Source organism: Collinsella stercoris DSM 13279 (assembly GCF_020735465.1).
Classification (GTDB): domain Bacteria; phylum Actinomycetota; class Coriobacteriia; order Coriobacteriales; family Coriobacteriaceae; genus Collinsella; species Collinsella stercoris.
This window is the reverse complement of sequence record NZ_CP085935.1, coordinates 603,037-619,597: the sequence shown is the minus strand read 5'-3', so window position 1 is coordinate 619,597 and position 16,561 is coordinate 603,037. Positions and strand designations below refer to the sequence as shown.

General features: G+C 59.4%; 14 protein-coding genes and 1 pseudogene. 5 read left to right on the top strand and 10 right to left on the bottom strand.

Annotated features, from left to right (window positions below):
* Window positions 1–32: 32 nt before the first annotated feature.
* The 4 genes and pseudogenes from istA (LK434_RS02690) to LK434_RS02675 all read right to left on the bottom strand — a co-directional run bounded on the left by istA (LK434_RS02690) (window position 33) and on the right by LK434_RS02675 (window position 3,869).
* Window positions 33–1,196: an IS21 family transposase gene (istA, locus tag LK434_RS02690; RefSeq protein WP_227917819.1), complete on the bottom strand. Its 1,164-nt coding sequence runs from the start codon at window positions 1,194–1,196 to the stop codon at window positions 33–35.
* A gap of 148 nt (window positions 1,197–1,344) precedes the next feature.
* Window positions 1,345–1,770 (bottom strand): annotated as a pseudogene (locus LK434_RS02685) (GDP-mannose 4,6-dehydratase); the annotation flags it as partial.
* 87 nt (window positions 1,771–1,857) lie between these two features.
* A complete protein-coding gene (locus LK434_RS02680; protein WP_050754984.1) occupies window positions 1,858–2,529 on the bottom strand; it encodes an RloB family protein in 672 nt (223 codons plus the stop codon).
* On the bottom strand, window positions 2,529–3,869 hold the full coding sequence (locus tag LK434_RS02675) for an AAA family ATPase (protein ID WP_006721379.1): 1,341 nt from the start codon (window positions 3,867–3,869) through the stop codon (window positions 2,529–2,531). Before LK434_RS02675 ends, LK434_RS02680 begins: the two co-directional genes overlap by 1 nt.
* Before the next feature lie 638 nt (window positions 3,870–4,507).
* Here LK434_RS02675 and istA (LK434_RS02670) point away from each other — a divergent pair.
* Complete coding sequence (istA, locus tag LK434_RS02670; RefSeq protein ID WP_187371216.1) at window positions 4,508–5,566, top strand: IS21 family transposase; 1,059 nt, start codon at window positions 4,508–4,510, stop codon at window positions 5,564–5,566.
* A gap of 70 nt (window positions 5,567–5,636) precedes the next feature.
* Here istA (LK434_RS02670) and istB (LK434_RS02665) read toward each other — a convergent pair whose 3' ends face one another.
* Both istB (LK434_RS02665) and istA (LK434_RS02660) read right to left on the bottom strand, forming a co-directional pair.
* Window positions 5,637–6,449 (bottom strand): IS21-like element helper ATPase IstB, encoded by an 813-nt coding sequence (gene istB, locus LK434_RS02665; RefSeq protein ID WP_006721381.1) that lies wholly within the window; start codon window positions 6,447–6,449, stop codon window positions 5,637–5,639.
* On the bottom strand, window positions 6,430–7,908 hold the full coding sequence (gene istA / locus LK434_RS02660) for an IS21 family transposase (RefSeq protein ID WP_227917818.1): 1,479 nt from the start codon (window positions 7,906–7,908) through the stop codon (window positions 6,430–6,432). Before istA (LK434_RS02660) ends, istB (LK434_RS02665) begins: the two co-directional genes overlap by 20 nt.
* Before the next feature lie 119 nt (window positions 7,909–8,027).
* On the opposite strand from istA (LK434_RS02660), the gene LK434_RS02655 reads away from it, so the two are divergent.
* The gene (locus LK434_RS02655; protein WP_227917817.1) at window positions 8,028–8,354 is read left to right on the top strand and encodes a hypothetical protein; all 327 of its coding nucleotides are present in this window, start codon (window positions 8,028–8,030) and stop codon (window positions 8,352–8,354) included.
* Window positions 8,344–9,087: an IS21-like element helper ATPase IstB gene (gene istB / locus LK434_RS02650; RefSeq protein WP_227917816.1), complete on the top strand. Its 744-nt coding sequence runs from the start codon at window positions 8,344–8,346 to the stop codon at window positions 9,085–9,087. The genes LK434_RS02655 and istB (LK434_RS02650) overlap by 11 nt, the downstream gene beginning before the upstream one ends.
* 462 nt (window positions 9,088–9,549) lie before the next feature.
* On the opposite strand, the gene LK434_RS02645 is transcribed toward istB (LK434_RS02650), so the two are convergent.
* Window positions 9,550–10,221, bottom strand: a complete 672-nt coding sequence (locus tag LK434_RS02645; protein ID WP_040361304.1) for a hypothetical protein — start codon at window positions 10,219–10,221, stop codon at window positions 9,550–9,552.
* Window positions 10,222–10,249: 28 nt separating this feature from the next.
* Complete coding sequence (locus LK434_RS02640) at window positions 10,250–10,951, bottom strand: IS1595 family transposase (RefSeq protein WP_227917782.1); 702 nt, start codon at window positions 10,949–10,951, stop codon at window positions 10,250–10,252.
* 455 nt (window positions 10,952–11,406) lie between these two features.
* Here LK434_RS02640 and LK434_RS02635 point away from each other — a divergent pair, with 455 nt between their 5' ends.
* Entirely contained in the window at window positions 11,407–13,182 is a 1,776-nt protein-coding gene (locus tag LK434_RS02635) for a phosphotransferase (protein WP_006721389.1), read from the top strand.
* 39 nt (window positions 13,183–13,221) lie between these two features.
* Window positions 13,222–14,160 carry a DMT family transporter gene (locus tag LK434_RS02630; RefSeq protein ID WP_006721390.1) on the top strand — a complete coding sequence of 313 codons (939 nt, stop codon included), beginning with the start codon at window positions 13,222–13,224 and terminating at the stop codon, window positions 14,158–14,160.
* A gap of 97 nt (window positions 14,161–14,257) precedes the next feature.
* Here LK434_RS02630 and LK434_RS02625 read toward each other — a convergent pair whose 3' ends face one another.
* Window positions 14,258–15,085: a LicD family protein gene (locus LK434_RS02625; protein ID WP_006721391.1), complete on the bottom strand. Its 828-nt coding sequence runs from the start codon at window positions 15,083–15,085 to the stop codon at window positions 14,258–14,260.
* Window positions 15,086–15,128: 43 nt separating this feature from the next.
* Window positions 15,129–16,547: a lipopolysaccharide biosynthesis protein gene (locus tag LK434_RS02620; protein ID WP_006721392.1), complete on the bottom strand. Its 1,419-nt coding sequence runs from the start codon at window positions 16,545–16,547 to the stop codon at window positions 15,129–15,131.
* Window positions 16,548–16,561 lie beyond the last annotated feature (14 nt).

Below are 16,561 nucleotides of genomic sequence, written 5' to 3'. Positions count from 1 at the left end.
CCCGTGCCTGCAGCGTTCAATTCCTGGTGATATTACCGTTCACTTCTGCTTGACAAAACACAGACGTGGTGGTCCTCGGTATAATTGATGCGCGCGGAGCCCCGCGAGGCATCGTGCACGGCGACGAGCCCACCCGCCACGGCGACCCGTATCTGCCCGCCCGGCATCGACACCACCCTGGCCTTCCTGCCTATGCACCCGCGGGGCACCGACCACTGCCTGCCCGCCGCCCTGACCAGCATCGTCGGGGGCGCGACCTGCTCGGTGACGTCGCCGACCATCGACTCGAGCAGCGCGGCGTTGCCGATCGGCCGCAGGTGCTCCTTTTCCCGCAGGAACAGCGCCGCCGGGGGCAGGCCGGTCGTCTCGTTGGGCTCGGAGTTGCTCCTCGACTCGATCCGCGCTATCGCCTCGAGCAGGCCCTCCAGCCCGACGAAGTCGCCGTCGTAGGCCAGAGGGCGCGACAGGAACCTGTTGGCCGACTCGTCCTTGCCCTTCGTCTGCGGCGTGCGGGTCCTGCAGGGCTGCAGCTCGAATCCCGCCTCCCTGGCGAAGCGGGACGCCCGCCCGTTCTTCTCCCTTCGGCCCGACGATGCGCTCACGACCGCCGCCATGTTGTCGGTGAGGCACTCCTGCGGGACGCCGCCCGTGAACCTGAACGCGCCGAGCAGGCGCGCCAGCAGGTCGTCGGTCGTCCTGGTCGGGGAGTAGGTGAACTTGCGCGGCCTCGAGTACCCGGGCGTCGCCGTGAACACGTTGAACTCGAAGACCTCGCCGTTCGCGTCGACCATCCTGGCGTCCTCCTTCCAGTCGAATTGCAGCTGGCGGCCCGGCGGTGTCTCGAAGCGCGGGTGCGCCCCGGGGTCGCGGGCGGCGCCGAACTCGATGCCGCGGCTGCGGCGGTACGCGGTGAAGGCGTTGTAGCCGGGCAGTCCCGCGCCTGCGTGGCGGTGGGGCAGGTACTCGTGCACGGCCCTCTTGGTGACGCCCGGCAGCCCCGCCTTCTCCTCGATCGCCTCCCTCACCGCGTCGAACCCGCTCGGCCGCGGCGGCCTGTCGGCGGGCGCCTCCCCGAGGCGCCAGTACTTCGCCACGGTCTTCCGGTCCATCCCGTGCCTCCGCGCGACCTCGCTGAAGTTCGGCTTGGCGCCGGCCTGCCTGTACATATTCAGCTCTCCCATCACGTTCCTCTCCATCAAGGTCCTCCTTTCGAGCGGCGCTCGAGCGGAGGGTACTTCGTTGGTCTGGTTGGGTAAAGCCGATTGGCGCGAACGGCCGTTGCGAATTGGTGCGACCGGGATTCCCGCTTGGTGTGAATGGGGATTTTTATATTGGCAGTATCATGAAGCGGGCGGGGTCGCCCAGCGCCAGGTCGCCGTAGACCTCGTCGGTGGAGACGTGGTGGTAGCGCACGCCGTGCCTGCGGCACGCCTCGATGAGGGTGTAGGTGCCCCGGACGTTGGTCTCCAGGAAGGGCGAGGGGTCGGCGATGGAGTTGTCGTTGTGGGACTCCGCGGCGAAGTGCACCACGGCGTCGGCCTCCGACACGAGCCGGTCCACGAGCGCGGAGTCGCAGATGTCGCCCACGACGAGCTCGACGCGGTCGGAGGGCAGGCCGGCGATGTTCTCGGGGTTGCCGGCGTAGGTGAGCTTGTCGAGCACGGTCATGCGCACGCCTGGGCGGTTCTCGACCACTCAGCGCACGAAGTTGCTCCCGATGAAGCCGCACCCGCCGGTGACGATTATGCGGTGGGGCCCGAAGGTATCCATATCCCTACCCCAAAATAAACCAGCCGAACAATCTACTTCCCGCATTATCGACTAAATGCACAATGGAACTCAGAGCGATGCCCCGATTCACTCCTGCGCACTCGCTCGCAAGCAATCCACTATGCTTGGAACATCTGTCCAAACTGAATACTTGCTTGCCTGATCAACGGAATGAAACCGAACCTGCCGCTTGCGATCTGAGTTATGCCCCTGCGCATTTTGCAAGGCCTTGACCACCCGTTCTTTCGTAATCGGAAAGCCGATTGCCTTCGACTTTTCAAGTGACTTGCTCTTCTTCCCCCTTGAACAAGTCACTCCCAACTCCTGCGCCTTCTTTTCGCATGCTTTTGTTTCGGCGCAAGACTCTGGACAAACAATCACATGGTCTATGAGCCACACCTCGAAGCACGGATTTGATACTGCAAGGCTAACGGCCTCTTGCTTAGCAAGTTGCTGAGCTGCGAACATGGAGAAGTCATCAACATCCGTAACCGCCCAGACAGACTCCCAAGAGTCGAAGCGCTCCTTCCTTGCCTCTTCATCTTCCTTTGCCTTCAAATCTGCTGCCCGCTCAACAAGCGTTTTAGGATCTCGTCCAGCGGCTCCCTTATCAATTACAACGCGACCCCGCAAGCCGTATAGGTCGACCAACCTTTCGAAGTACTCCTTCTCGGTCACCTTGCCATTAGTTACAATCAGGTATCGTTTGCCTCGAGACCGCTTTTTTGTAGATCGCCCTCGCGGCAGTCGCCCCGCCATTATTCCCCCTCTTCCTCTTGTGCGCCGTCCTCTTTCATAAGCTCGGCAAAGCTCTGGCGCAAACCAACAACAGGCAGGACCTCGTATACCCCATTCAAGTAGTTTTTGCCAAGATTCTCATCCGGGCGCGGGCTAAACGCAGTAACCGGGCAAAGTGAAGATGCCCCATCCTTTCCCTTGCGCGTAAACCACAGCTGGTTCCTGTTGAGTACTCCATCCCCTCCACAACCAGACGTAATAAGAGAGACATCGTGAGAGGTAAAGATCAGCTGAGCCTGATGAGGGTTTGTGCGGATATCCGTGAACAGCGAAATGAGGCCTTTTACAAGAACGGGATGAAGGCTCCGCTCTATTTCGTCAACAAGCATAACCCGTCCATTTTTAAGCGTTCGCAACGCAACCGACAAGAATGCCAAGCCTGCAAGTGTTCCATCGGACTCCATGGCCTGCGATAGCCAACCGCCACCATCCTCAGAAACATGATGGAAAACCAATTCGTTATTCAGACTCCATTTCAGTTCGGTATTGATGTAATCCATGATCTCATCAGGGACTCCATCAAACGAGAGGCGAGGATCGACGCCCTGTCCACCCGCGCTCCCGGATGTCGCCCCCGTGGCACGAACCTGAATTTCATCAATTCCAAAGTCAGCGTACTGAATCAATTGAGACATTTGCGCTAGGACATGGGGGTCCTTCCTTGCCATCACCTTAATCTGCTCAAGCTCGCTTCTGTAAGCCGCTGCATCGTAGTAGCCAAAACCCTCAGCAAGCTCCGTAAAAACTGGGGCAGTAATCGCTACGCCAGCAGTAGCGGTCACAGACAAAAAGAGGGCATTTTTGCGCAAGAGCGCGGTCAACTGCTTTTTCGGTCCACTAAATGATGAGCCAAATTTAATACCAGTTTCTCCATTTGCCGTCAGATATCTTGAAAACAGCAGCGACGGTCGTCGTGAATAATATGCAGTAAGCTCCTCATATTCGACCGTCGTGTCGGTCACCGCAAATTCATAAATGTATCTATGCCCATCCCCGGCATGCATCTCAATCAAGAACTCGGAAGTATCCGTGGCAGAAAGTTGATCCAGTAAAAAGGCACGACGCGGTATTACACTTTCGCCAACACCCGATGCATATCCATCCCTAACAAATGAAGAGACAAACCAGAGCGCGGCCAAAAAACTCGACTTGCCCGACGCGTTTGCACCATACAAAGCAGTGACGGTGGAGAGCTCGGGATACTTCCACTGTTCGCCATTCTCTTTAGACGGAATCTCCATTGAAAACTGTTGGACGTCACGAAAACTGGCATAATTCTTGAAGGTAAAGTTTAAAAGCATACTCAGCACCCTCCCATGCAACTTAGTTAGAGCCTACGATGCGTTTGGTTTTTATTCATTATAGATGCTGAATTTGCAGTTATTAGACAAGATTGCCTTTTATCTTTGCCCGTTTCAATGATAAACATCGTTACGATTCACGACGTCACGAGCCCGTATCGCATTCATGTAGCGCCACTGATTATTTCGCGTCGCGGGTACAGGTCGTTTCGCGGTTTACGTATCGCCTCGTCCGCCGTTTCCGTACCGGCACGAACGGCGCTTCCATAGACCCGTTCCTGGTCACCTGTGTTTGATAGCCTCGAAGTTGCGGGTTTGAGCGTCGGAAAGTTTCGGGCCTGAGCACGAAATTCTTTCGGCTTTGAGCATGGGCACGCCGACCACCCGCAATCGGCCCAACAATGTCGTTGCCTCGGCTTACGACGTGAGGAGGGCCAGAGAGGAATGATCGGCGTTGTTGATGTGCAATAAGAACTGGTCCGAATGAGCGCCGGGATTTGAGCACCGTGCGCATTAAGAATTGAGCATTTTGATCATGAGGGCCGCACCCCAAGAACCAGGGGCGCGGCCCTCGCCGTATTGTTTTTCCGGGCGAAGGCTTTGGACGGACCCGCCCGGAAAGGATGGAGGAGATGACCGTGCCCCTGGATGAAATCAATGATATACGTGAGATGGACGCCGTGGGCGTCCCGCGGGCGGAGATCGCGAGGAGGCTGGGGCTGAGCCGCAACACCGTCGCCAAATACGCCGATATGGCCGACATGTCGCCCGCGGCGCCGGAGCCGAGGTCGAGGGCGCGCCGCGCACTCGGACCCGACGACGCCGCATGGATCGATGCCGTTCTCGAGGCCGATTCGGGCGCACCTCGCAAGCAGCGCCATACCGCGAAGCGCATCTATGACCGGCTGGTCGCGGAGAGGGGCTACAAGGGCTCCTACTCCACGGCGCGACGCCACGTGCGCGAGTGGCGAAACTCTCACCGCCAAGGCGCCGAAGAGGGCTGTCTCGAGCTCGAGTGGGCACCGGGGACCGCGCAGGTCGACTACGGCAACTTCGAGGCCGTGGTGGCCGGAGAGCGCCTCGCGCTCAAGCTGCTCGTCGTCTCGCTGCCGCACCCCGACGCCCGCTACGCCCGGGCCTGCATGTCCCAGCGCTCGGAGTGCATGTGCGAGGGCCTCTCGCGGACCTTCGGGCAGATCGGGCGCGCGCCGGCGGCGCTCGTTCTCGACAACGCCACCGAGGCGGGCCGGATGTCGCGGGGCGAGGTGACGGAGTCCCATCCGTTCTCCCTGTTCCGAGCCCACTACCGGTGCGCGAGCCGCTACCGCGACCCCTACTCCGGCAACGAGAAGGGCTCCGTGGAGAACGCCGTCGGCTTCATCCGGCGCAACCTGCTCGTCCCGGTGCCCTCGGTCGGCGCGCTCGAGGAGCCCGACGGGATGCTCGAAGCCGGCTGCGCGCGGCTCAACGCGGCTTCCTCCTGCCGCGACGGGCGCCCGGTTACAGAGGCGCTCGCCGAGGACCTCGCGGCGATGGCCGCGCTTCCGGCGGACCCCTTCGACGCTGTCAGGTGGGTGCGGGCGCGCGCCGACAAGCGAGGCTACGTGACGGTCGACGGCCGCGAGTACGTGGCCGGGCCGGCCTGGCACTCCCGCGAGCTGTTGGTGCATTCAGTCAAGTCCGAATCGACAGAATGATCTGTCGAAAATCGACACTCCGCTCACGAGGATAGGCCGACCGTCCCCGTGAGCTGATTGTTGCCTACATCTACTTGCCTTCCGTGCCTTCCGCATCGCCTCCCTTCACGCCGTCGCATTCCTGTGAGCCCTCCTCGCCGAAGAGCAGGGCGGTGTCCATGCGATGGCTGGAGCCGAGGAACTCGATGAGCCTCGAGTGGTGGACGATCCTGTCGATCATGGCCGCGGCGAGCTTGTCGTCGCCCAGGACGGTGCCCCACTTGGAGAACTCGATGTTGGTCGTGACGATCAGGCTGCGCCTCTCGTAGCAGTCCGACACCACCTGGAACAGTATCCTCGCGCCGGCCACGTCGATCGGCACGTATCCGAACTCGTCCAGTATCACCAGGTCGGCGCTTGTGGCGTCCCGCAGGGCCCGATCGAGCGATCCCTCGCCCTGGGCGCGCTCCAGGCGCATCACGAGGTCGGCCGTGGAGTGGAACCTCACCGACCTGCCTCCGGACACCGCCTTGACCCCTATGGCGGTCGCCAGGTGCGTCTTGCCCCTGCCGGTCTTTCCGTAGAACACGAACCCCTCCGCCGAATCGAGGAGCCTCAGCGACTTCAGGTCCTCGGGGCCGTAGCCCTCCGGGAAGGACACCTGGGAGAAGTCGTAGCCCCCGAACGACTTGATCTTGGGGAAGCGCGCCCTGTTCAGCAGCCTCTTCCTCTTGTTGCGCGCGCGGCTCTCGAGCTCCTCGGAGAGCAGCGCCTCCACCGCCCTGGCGTCCGAGGCGCTGGCCCCCTCGAGGAACGCGTCGATCGCGGCATTGGAGAAGAACATCTGGCGCGCCAGGTCGCGGACATGGGAGTCCAGGCCGGCCCTATCGACCCTCGTGCGCATGGCGCCTCGCCTCCAGAGGCCTGTCGTAGGCGGCCAGGTCCACCGCGTCGTCGTAGCTGATCGATCCCGTCGCCTGCCGCTTGGCCGCCAGCGACATGGCGGCCCTGTCGATGCGCCCGCAGCGCTCAAGCGAGCCCTCGGCGGCCTCCACGGCGCCGTCCCAGCCGCTCTCGGCGCACTGGTCGCGCAGGGCCCTCGCGGCGTCGCCCAGCCCCCTCCTGTCGAGGCCGTCCATGTAGCCCCTCAGGCCGTCCGGCAGGTTCGCCCTGACCTTGCTCTCGTGCCAGCCCCTGAGCTTGTTGCACAGCAGCGGCAGCTGCGAGGCCGGGTCGGTGGTGTCGGTCGGCGCGTCGCCGTAGGCCCTGTCGTGCTCGGCCACCACGGTGCCGTCGCGGTCCGCTATGGTCACCTTGGCGGCATGGAGCCCCACGATCATCTCCTGGCCGGCGTACTCGGGGGAGGTGGAGTACCAATGCCTGCCGTCGACCCTGACCTTGCCCTTCTTGTCGGCGACGGCGCGCCTGTAGGTGACGCAGGAGAACGGATGCTCCGGCAGCGCCAGGAAGGCGTAGGCGTCCTCGTGGAACAGGACGTCCTCGCCCTCTCCCTTCCTCCAGTGCTCCTTGCCCTTGGAGAGCGCCATGCACCTCTCAAGCAGGCGGGAGTTGTAGCCGTCCATGCTCCATACCCTGGGGACCGGCACGAGCAGGGCGCGCCTGAGGGCGCCCACCTTGTTCTCCACGGACCCCTTCTCATGCCCCGCCCGGGGGTTGCAGAAGCGGTATTCGAAGCCGTAGTGGGCGGAGAACGCCTTGAAGAGCGTGGCCAGGCGTATCGTGTCGGCGATCCGCCTGCCGGCGCCCGTGGCGTTGTCGAACATGACCGCGGTGGGCACGCCGCCGACGAACTCGAAGATGTTCTCCATCCCCTGGCAGACGCACTCGCTGTTCTGCCCGGGCATCACCTGCATCAGCCCGACATTGGAGTAGGGGAAGCTCATCACGAAGTACGGCAGCTGCATGCGGGTGCCCCTCGCGACGAAATCGGCGAACCCGAAGTCCACCTGGGCCTCGCCTGCAGGCCATTCGAGGTCGAGGTACTGCTCCGCGCCCTCGTGCATCCTCTGCTTCGCGAGGTGCACGTAGCGCCTCACCGTGGATTCCGCCACGTCGGCGCCGAGCTCTTGGGTGAGCCTCTGCCATATGCGATGGGCGCTGTGGCGCTGCTTCCTGTTCTCGCGCATGTCGTCCTCGAGCCACTGGTCGACGTAGGGCGCCCACCTGTCCATCTTGCTCGGGCGCTTTTCCTTCTTCACCGGCATCTTCGGAGACAGGTCCTCCATCCTGGCGTACTTGTACACCGTATCCCTGGACACCTGCAGGTCGCGGGCTATCGACGCCACGCTCTCTCCCCGCCTGTACCTCTTGCGTATAGAATCGATCTTGTCCATGCTGATCATTTCCCTTCCGGGCCTCCTTTGCCGTATTCGGGACAACAGCAAAGATAGGCCCCTTGGGGGATGGTCAGCGTGGCCGTGAGCGAAGTGTCGAAACCCTGCTGAGCGAAGTGTCGAAAACTATGTTAGCGAACACAGCCAGGCCGCGGGCCTTCGGCGAGTCGACCATCAGGCGCGACATGCCCGAGGCGCTCGTCGCGGGCATCGACCGGATGGACGGCGCGGGCCGCAGGCAGACCCTCAGGGCGATCGGCAGGGCCGGCGCCGCCTCCGGGTTCGAGGCCGCCTGCCTCGCGGCGGAGCGGGTCGTCGAGGGCGGGCGCGTGCCCGACGACGCGACCGTCGACGTGCTGTCCAGGCGCATCGCCGCCGGCTCCGGGGAGCGCGGCGGCGCGGACCTGTCGGTCTACGACGGGTTCCTGAGGGGGGCGGTCGGCGATGGCCGCTAACGGGGCCCTCGCCCGCAGGGTGGTCGAGGCGGGCAGGGCGTGCTCGCTCACGACGGCGGTGCTGGAGGAGTGGTCGGAGCTCGGCACGCCGAGGCAGGTGGAGTACCTGGCGGGCCACCTCGAGGCGGAGCGGGCGAGCAGGGAGGCCTCCAAGCGCGCCACGCTGCTGCGGCGCTGCGCGCTGCCCGCGCCGAAGACCTTCGACGGGTACGACTGGGCGGCGGTCTCGTGGCCCGAGGGGCTCGGGCGCGAGGACCTGACCTCGCTGGGGTTCCTCGAGCGCCGCGAGGACCTCGTGCTGATGGGGGACGTCGGAACCGGCAAGACGCACATGGCCTCGGCGCTGTGCATGCTGGCGTGCGAGCGCAGGCTGGAGGCCCGCTTCTTCACCGCGTCGTCGCTCGTCATGCGGCTGCGCCGCGCCCGCGACGAGGGGCGCCTCGACCGCGAGGCCGCGCTCATCGGCCGCGCGAGGCTGCTCGTCATCGACGAGCTCGGCTTCCTGCCGCTGGACCCCGACGGCGCGCGACTGCTCTTCCAGGTGTTCGCCGACGCATACGAGCGGCAGTCGGTGGTCATCACCACGAACCTGGAGTTCAGCCGATGGGGCGCGGTGTTCGGGGACGACCAGATGGCCGCGGCGGTCATCGACCGGATCGTCCACCACGGGAGGCTCGTCCAGTTCCGCGGCGAGTCCTACCGCGTGCGAAACGCGCTCATGCAGGAGGGGTAGGTGCTCAGAAAAGGTGCGCAGGGCGGGTGCGCAAGCTGCTCAAATTCCGATGACCATTCTGCTCAAAAGCTATTGACTAAACACACGCCGACAACCCGATCGGGAGGAGGGCGGCCTAGATGTTGGGCTAGAATACGGTTGTGATTCTAGGCGTCTACACCAACTTTCGGGACACTACCCTCAACCCCACAAGGGCTTTTATACACGAGTGCATAGCGGGCATAGCGCTGGCAGCGCAAGGCCACTGGAATTGACGACCGATACCAGTCGGATTGAATAACGACGCCATTTTAAGGGCACAGCTGGCTCCTTCACGGCTCGCGTCTGGCCTTCTTCGTCGACCTGGACATCGTCGTTGAGTGGGCGACGAACGACAACAGGAGCTGCTACCGGAGCAGCGAGCTCAACGTACTCCTGGCGCCCGAGGGAATCCGTCAGGCCCAATCCGCTTCGCGCAAGAAACTACCCCAACCGCACGCCGTGGCGCTCAAGATATTTCTCAAGCAACTGGTCATGAGCAACGTCCACCGGATATCTCCACGGCCGCCGCAGGATTGCCACGAAGCGCAGCAGGTCGTCCGAAAGCCCACTCAGAGAACGTTTCCTCTCTTCAAACCCTTCTTTTGAGCTACTCCGAACAACGGTAAGCGATCTTGGTAAGCAGCTTTCAAAGATGAACGATGCTTCGTCGCCGTCCCAATCAATCCATTCGTTTTTGATCGAAAGGTCGATATAGCACTCCACAATATCGAAAATGGAACAAGTGGCCTCCTCCAATGCATTGTCGTCCACAGACACATCGGAACATGTCGCGTCCGACAACGCCCTTTCGAGGTTCTCACGCGAAGCAAGCATGTCCCAGTGGTCCACTCTTAGTCCCAACGCATGAAACAGCTTGTACAAATTCGCATTGAGAGAACCGCGGCAACTTGCATAATGCTTCCACTGCTCAACAAGCACCGCTCTTCTCCAAGCAGCATTATCTCGAGTTTCTTTAATCGTAAGCAGTAGAACCGATCCAAGGAGCATAAGGACGAATTCCGTTATTGACGACTCCGGCCCCAAGTAACCCAACGCAACCATCGCCGATAGAACGACGGCACCAATGGAAATGAAGACCAGAAGCGTTACCAACCAGCCCCTTAATACCAAAGGGGCTTGCCTAGTTTAGGGGCCTCTCGCGGAGCTCTCGAAGCATGAACTTGTACATGTCCCGCCCCCGCATGTTGAACCTGAACTCGCATTCCTTCAGATGGAGGTAGAAGTCCTCCTTGGGTATCCCCTGGTATTTTACCAGCCTGTTCTTGGCGTAGCCCCAGAAGCTCTCGATGCCGTTGATGTGGTTTCCCGGGTTGCCCCTCTCGACGAACTCGTTCTCGCGGTGGCGCACGCGGTAGTGGTGGCGGTAGCCCCAGTCCACCAGGCCGTCGTAGGACGCGAACCCGTCGGTGTACATGGTCGAGTCCTTGGACACCTTCCCCTCGATGACCTGCATCAACGTCCTTCTGGTGACGTCCGGCACGATCCGCGTGTAGACCCTGCCGCCGCGCTTGAGCAGCCCGAAGACGATGGTCTTGCCGCGCGCCCCGCGCCCCCGGACGCCCCTCACCCGCCTGGCCCCGAAGTAGCTCTCGTCGGCCTCCACCTCGCCATCGAAGGGGCTGTCGGCCTCGCAAATCTCGGCGATCCGGACGCGGAGCATGCCGTAGTAGCGGTTGACCGTGTTGCGGTTGAGGCCCGTCAGGGAGGCCGCCGAGAGCGCCGTGACATCGGCGCAGAAGAGCCTCAGCAGCTCCCTGAACTTGCGCTCCGAGAGGTGCGAGTTTTTGACGTACTTGTTCTTCGGTGCCTTCTTGCTGCTCATGGCCTAATTCTAGAGCCTTTCCGGCCCCTAAACTAGGCAAGCCCCATACCAAAATCGTCCGCCGCACAGCTCTGGCTATTCGCCTCATCGGAAACCACAACTGCCTGAGCTTGAATACCATTCCGCTCAACAATGTGAGCTCGTATCTATTGCCTTTGTAGGTCACCCGCATAACTTTTCAGCCAATCGTGCATGAAGTTTTTTCATCTCATCAGGCTTCAAGTGCAAAGCCTGATTTACAAACAGTTCGCATTTGCCGTGCAGGCTATTTTAAACCACTAGGAATCCCGAACGTTAATCCAGGCAATTCCAGCTATGTCGCCAGACGACACCCACCCTCCGAAACTCCTCCATTCAATTTGTTCGAATTATGTTCAAGAAAGAAGATTTCAGAACATGAACATTGTGTTCTGTTATTATCTGATTTATTAAATATCCGAACACAAGGGGCTAGCATGGAACTCACCCATAACCAATTCCGCATTCTGAATGCGCTTCATCTCGAATCCGGTCTCACGCAGCGCGAGGTCTCGGCGCGGACCGGCCTCGGCCTGGCGACGGTCAACGGGGCGATGCGCGAGTGCGCGGAGCTCGGGCTCGTCGAGGACGGACGGCCCACCCCCGCCGGGCTCGCGGCGCTGAGGCCCCACGCCGTCGACAACGCCGTCATCCTCGCCGCAGGCCTCTCCTCGCGCTTCGCGCCCATCTCCTACGAGCGCCCCAAGGGCCTCCTCAAGGTCCGCGGGGAGGTTCTCATCGAACGCCAGATCAAGCAGCTGAAGGAAGTCGGGATCACGAACATCATCGTCGTCGTAGGCTACAAGAAGGAATCCTTCTATTACCTCGAGGATCAATTCGGCGTCGACGTCGTGGTGAACCGCGAATACGCCGAGCGCAACAACAACTCGTCGCTCATGCTCGTCCGCGAGCTGCTCGGCAACACCTACATCTGCTCCTCGGACAACTACTTCACGGAGAACCCCTTCGACAGCCACGTCTGGAAGGCGTGCTACTCCGCGGAGTACTCCGAGGGCCCGACCGGCGAGTGGTGCCTGGAGACGGGCGCCCACGGGCGCATCACCGGGGTGCGCGTGGGCGGCTCGGACGCCTGGTACATGCTCGGGCCCGCGTACTTCGACCGGGCGTTCTCGGCGCGCTTCCGCGAGATCCTCGAGTCCGAGTACGACCTGCCCCAGACGCGCGACAAGCTCTGGGAGGACCTGTACGCCGAGCATCTCCCCGAGCTCGACATGAGGATCCGCAAATTCGCCCCCGGCGTCATCAACGAGTTCGACTCCCTCGACGAGCTGCGCGGGTTCGACCCGCTGTTCCTCGAGAACCTCGACAGCGAGATCTTCGACAACATCGTCGCAGTACTTGGATGCGATAAGTCCGAGATCCGTGACGTCTACCCGCTCAAGCAGGGCCTCACCAACCTCTCGTGCCACTTCGCGACCGATGACGGCGAATGGGTATACCGGCACCCCGGCGTCGGCACCGAGCTGATCGTCAACCGCGAGGCTGAGCACGAGGCGCTGCAAACCGCCAGGCTTCTCGGCCTCGATAGCACCTTCGTCTTCGAGAACCCCCGCCGCGGATGGAAGGTCTCCAAGTTCGTCACCGATGCCAAGAACCTCGATTCCCATGACGACACACAGCTTGCGCGCGCCATGCAGATGGCCCGCGAACTCCATGAATCCGGCGCCGCCGTCGGCCGCTCCTTCAGCTTCTACGAAGAGGGGAAGGGCTATGAGCGGGCCATCCTCGACAGGGGGCGGATCGACGTCCCCGACTACTGGGAGATGGAGGCCTGGGCGACCGAGCTCAACGGCCTGCTCGTCGCAGACGGCGGCGCGCCCGTGCTCTGCCACAACGACTTCTTCGGCCTCAACTTCCTCGTGTCCCGCGACGGACACGTCGACCTCATCGACTGGGAGTACGCCGGCATGAGCGACTACGCCAACGACTTCGGCACGTTCTGCGTCTGCGAGCAGCTCTCCGAGGAGGAAATGGCCCGCGCGCTCGCCCACTACTTCGGACGAACGCCCACCGACGCCGAATGGCGACACAACCTGGGCCAGGTCGGCATGGCCGGATGGTGCTGGTACGCCTGGGCGCTGCTCAAGGAGGCCGAGGGCGAGGACGTCGGCGAGTGGTCCCACATCTACTACCGTTACGGCAAGACCTACCTCAAGAAGGCCCTTGAGCTATACAAGACGTCCGGTGAATAAACCAGCCACTTTAGCAAACTATAGAAAAGAGAAGAAGCAATGCATTACGGCATACTGAGCGGTGCCCTTTGGGCACTGGACACTACCGTACTCTCGATAGCACTCGCGATGTCCCCGTTTTCCGATGGAACCGCGGCCGCCATCGCCTTCGCCGCGATCGTGAGCTCCGCTTTCCACGACATCCTCTGCGCTCTCTGGATGACGATCTATTCCGCCATCAAGGGCCAGCTTGGAAAAGCCTTGACCGCTATTAAAACCCGCGACGGCTTGGTTGTCGCTGCAGGCGCCTTGCTGGGCGGCCCCATCGGCATGAGCGGTTACGTAATGGCAATCAACCTCATCGGCCCTTCCTACACGGCAGTCATCTCGGCCTTCTATCCGGCATTCGGAACGCTGCTCGCCGCAATCGTCCTCAAGGAGAAGGTAACCGTCCCGCGCATGATTGCGCTAGCGGCCGCGCTGCTCGGTATTGTCGGCATGAGCGCGGGCGCACTCGGTTCTGACGCAATGACCAACCCCGTACTTGGCATAGTCTGCGCGCTTCTGTGCGTCGTCGGCTGGGGTTCCGAAGCGGTGTTCTGCGCATGGGGCATGAAGGGCGATAACGTCGACGACGAAACCGCGCTGCAGATTAGGGAGACGACTTCCGGTCTTGTTTACGCCCTGATCGTTCTCCCGGTATTCGGAGCATGGGGATTTGCCGCACAGGCGGCGCCCACCATGGCGACAGGTACCGTAGCCCTTTCGGCACTCGCCGGCGTGGCATCGTACCTCTTCTACTACAAGGCCATCTCCAAGATCGGCGCGGCCAGAGGAATGGCGCTCAACATTTCCTACTCTGCCTGGGCGGTCATCCTGGGAATTGCCCTCGGCAATGTCCCCGGACCTCTCGAGATCGGCTGTTGTGTTCTCATTCTCGCGGGTACCGTTCTTGCCGCCTGCGACTGGAAAGAGCTGTTCGGGAAAAAACAAGCATAAGTACGAACATAAAAAACGCCTGGGATGTCTCTATATTCAATAGACATCCCAGGCGTTAAATGAAACCTCACCCCCGAGTAGCCAAAAACAGGGAACTTTAGAAGGTGCGCCAGGCTTTCACACCATGAGTAACCCTCATCGATTCAGGCGGTAGTTTCATATAATCGCCGTAAGTTTGAGTAAGGTAATTGTCCCAACAACTCATGGCTTTTAACTTATGCCCTTCAAACTCTACGTCGATCAAATTTTCGAATTCTGCTTTTGAAACGATACTAACAGCAGACGGCGCATATAGAACTTCGGCAACCCTTTCGGAGTTAGCATAACCTGGCCAAAGGACAACATCGTTCATGACGCGAATCAACCGTTTTCTTGAATCACCGAACATGCGGAGAAAGAAACCGAGAACGCATTTGATGCTATCTTTCGGCGAATCAAAAAAGCCACGTTGCTCATATGAATATGAACAAGCTCTGGTCGCCCAATTAACTTGACTCTTCATCCTATTCAAATCATGGATATCATCAGGAACGCCATCCATAGGGAAAAGATCAATCCATAGGTACTCTTCCATTACCCCTTCGTAGCCAGGTTCTTGCACACGAATGGAAGTATCAAATAGTTTTGCAAAAGGAAATACAAATCCGCTTGTAGCAGCATCGATGATCCTCATCCCATCGGGAAGATCGTCGCGCATCGCAAGCAACCGATCATAATCAGGCCTTGGAAGACATACGTCAATATCGTCATCCCACGGAATGAACCCCTTATGACGGATAGCCCCGAGCAAGGTGCCACCGTTCAAAGAATAACGAATGTTGTGTTGTTTACAGAAATTATGAAACGAGAGCAAAAGACGCACTTCTTCATTATGAAGCTCACTGGCTGTTAAGTACTCCCTGGATTCACGATTAAAATCGGACATAAGTAAGACCTCCCCAACTTAAAATCTAAGAGCCCATCCAACGTCACATCAAGCCGCCGCGCATTTTTTTGATAGTGCGGAGAACCCCCTTTGTCTCATTTTTGAAAACAAACAAATAAACGATATAAATAGCAAGGTAAACACAGGTTGCATAAAAACCCGGAAGGAAAAACCCTGTCAGCAGGAAGCCAGCCGTCACAATAATTTCACCTAAAGGTAAAAATGACCTGGGAGCATCAATATTCCTCGAAATCAGGGCTTCGGAAATCAGACTCCGCATGGCAAGCGCGAATACAACTGAGAAAATGACGACGTCAACGCTCTCGAAACAAAAAACCCCAAGAAGGGTGCCGATTGCGCTAACAACAGCAGTCGCGATATTGATTCGAAGTAATGTCGATTCCTTACGCAGCACTTTAAAGAAAGTAGTTCCAAGTAGATCCATTTTCCCGTCAAAGACGCACATGGGGAGAAGGAAAACGAAAAATCTGAGACTATCAGCATATTGAGGAAGCCACATTCCGATAAGCCAAGTCAGAGGAAAACAAAAGACGTATATCCCGGGTAATAGTATCGTAAGGCATTCTCGCATCATAGAAAATACCCTACGCTGCTCGTCACCATGGCTCTGTCGAAGCGCCGGAAATAAAACCATGCTCGCCTGAGAAACAAACGCCAGGAAAAAATTGACCATTGAAAGCGAGAATGATAGCTTTCCGAATGTTTCGATCCCCCACGCCGCATCAATGAGTAGGCGCGCGAAACCGAGGATAAGCATACTGGCGATATTTGCAAACATCAGCTTGACACCAACACGGATATAGCCGATGCCAATTCGTACAGTTTCGATCGGCATGTACAAGCCCGACGCCAAAATATCTCGGCCATTCCACGCGCAATAAATCAAAGAACAGCAGTGGGACGCGATATAGAAGAGAACGAACGGTTTAAAGCTATCGCACTTGACAAACAGCAAGAATACTAACGGAAGAAGAAATGCAATCCTATTTGCCATGACCGCAAAAGAATAGAGCTTGGTTTCGTTCATCGCCTGGAATACATAGCCCAGGGCATTCCATAGATAAGAAATGACCATATATGCAGCTGTTGCCAGAATAACGAATTCCCGCTGTTCCTCGAAGCCGACCAATGAGCACCCCACGGCAACGGCGGCTGCCAGCGGAATTTCATAGGCGATACCGAACAAAAGAGCAGAATTGACCCTGCGCTTATCGATTACGCCACGCGTCTTGCCACCTTCGATAAGATATATACCGTCAGCGATGCCGAAAGCGAAAAAACCTGTGTAACTGGAGTAAAAGAGGAACAGCTGCCAGTAGCCGAACTCCTCGACTCCCAAGACCTTCGGCACGAGAAGTGATGTCAAAACACTTAAGAGAAAACTAAAACCCTGGGAAACGAAGGCAATGGCGGTATTCTGAGCTACTTCTTTTAACCTCATTATTGACGGCAACA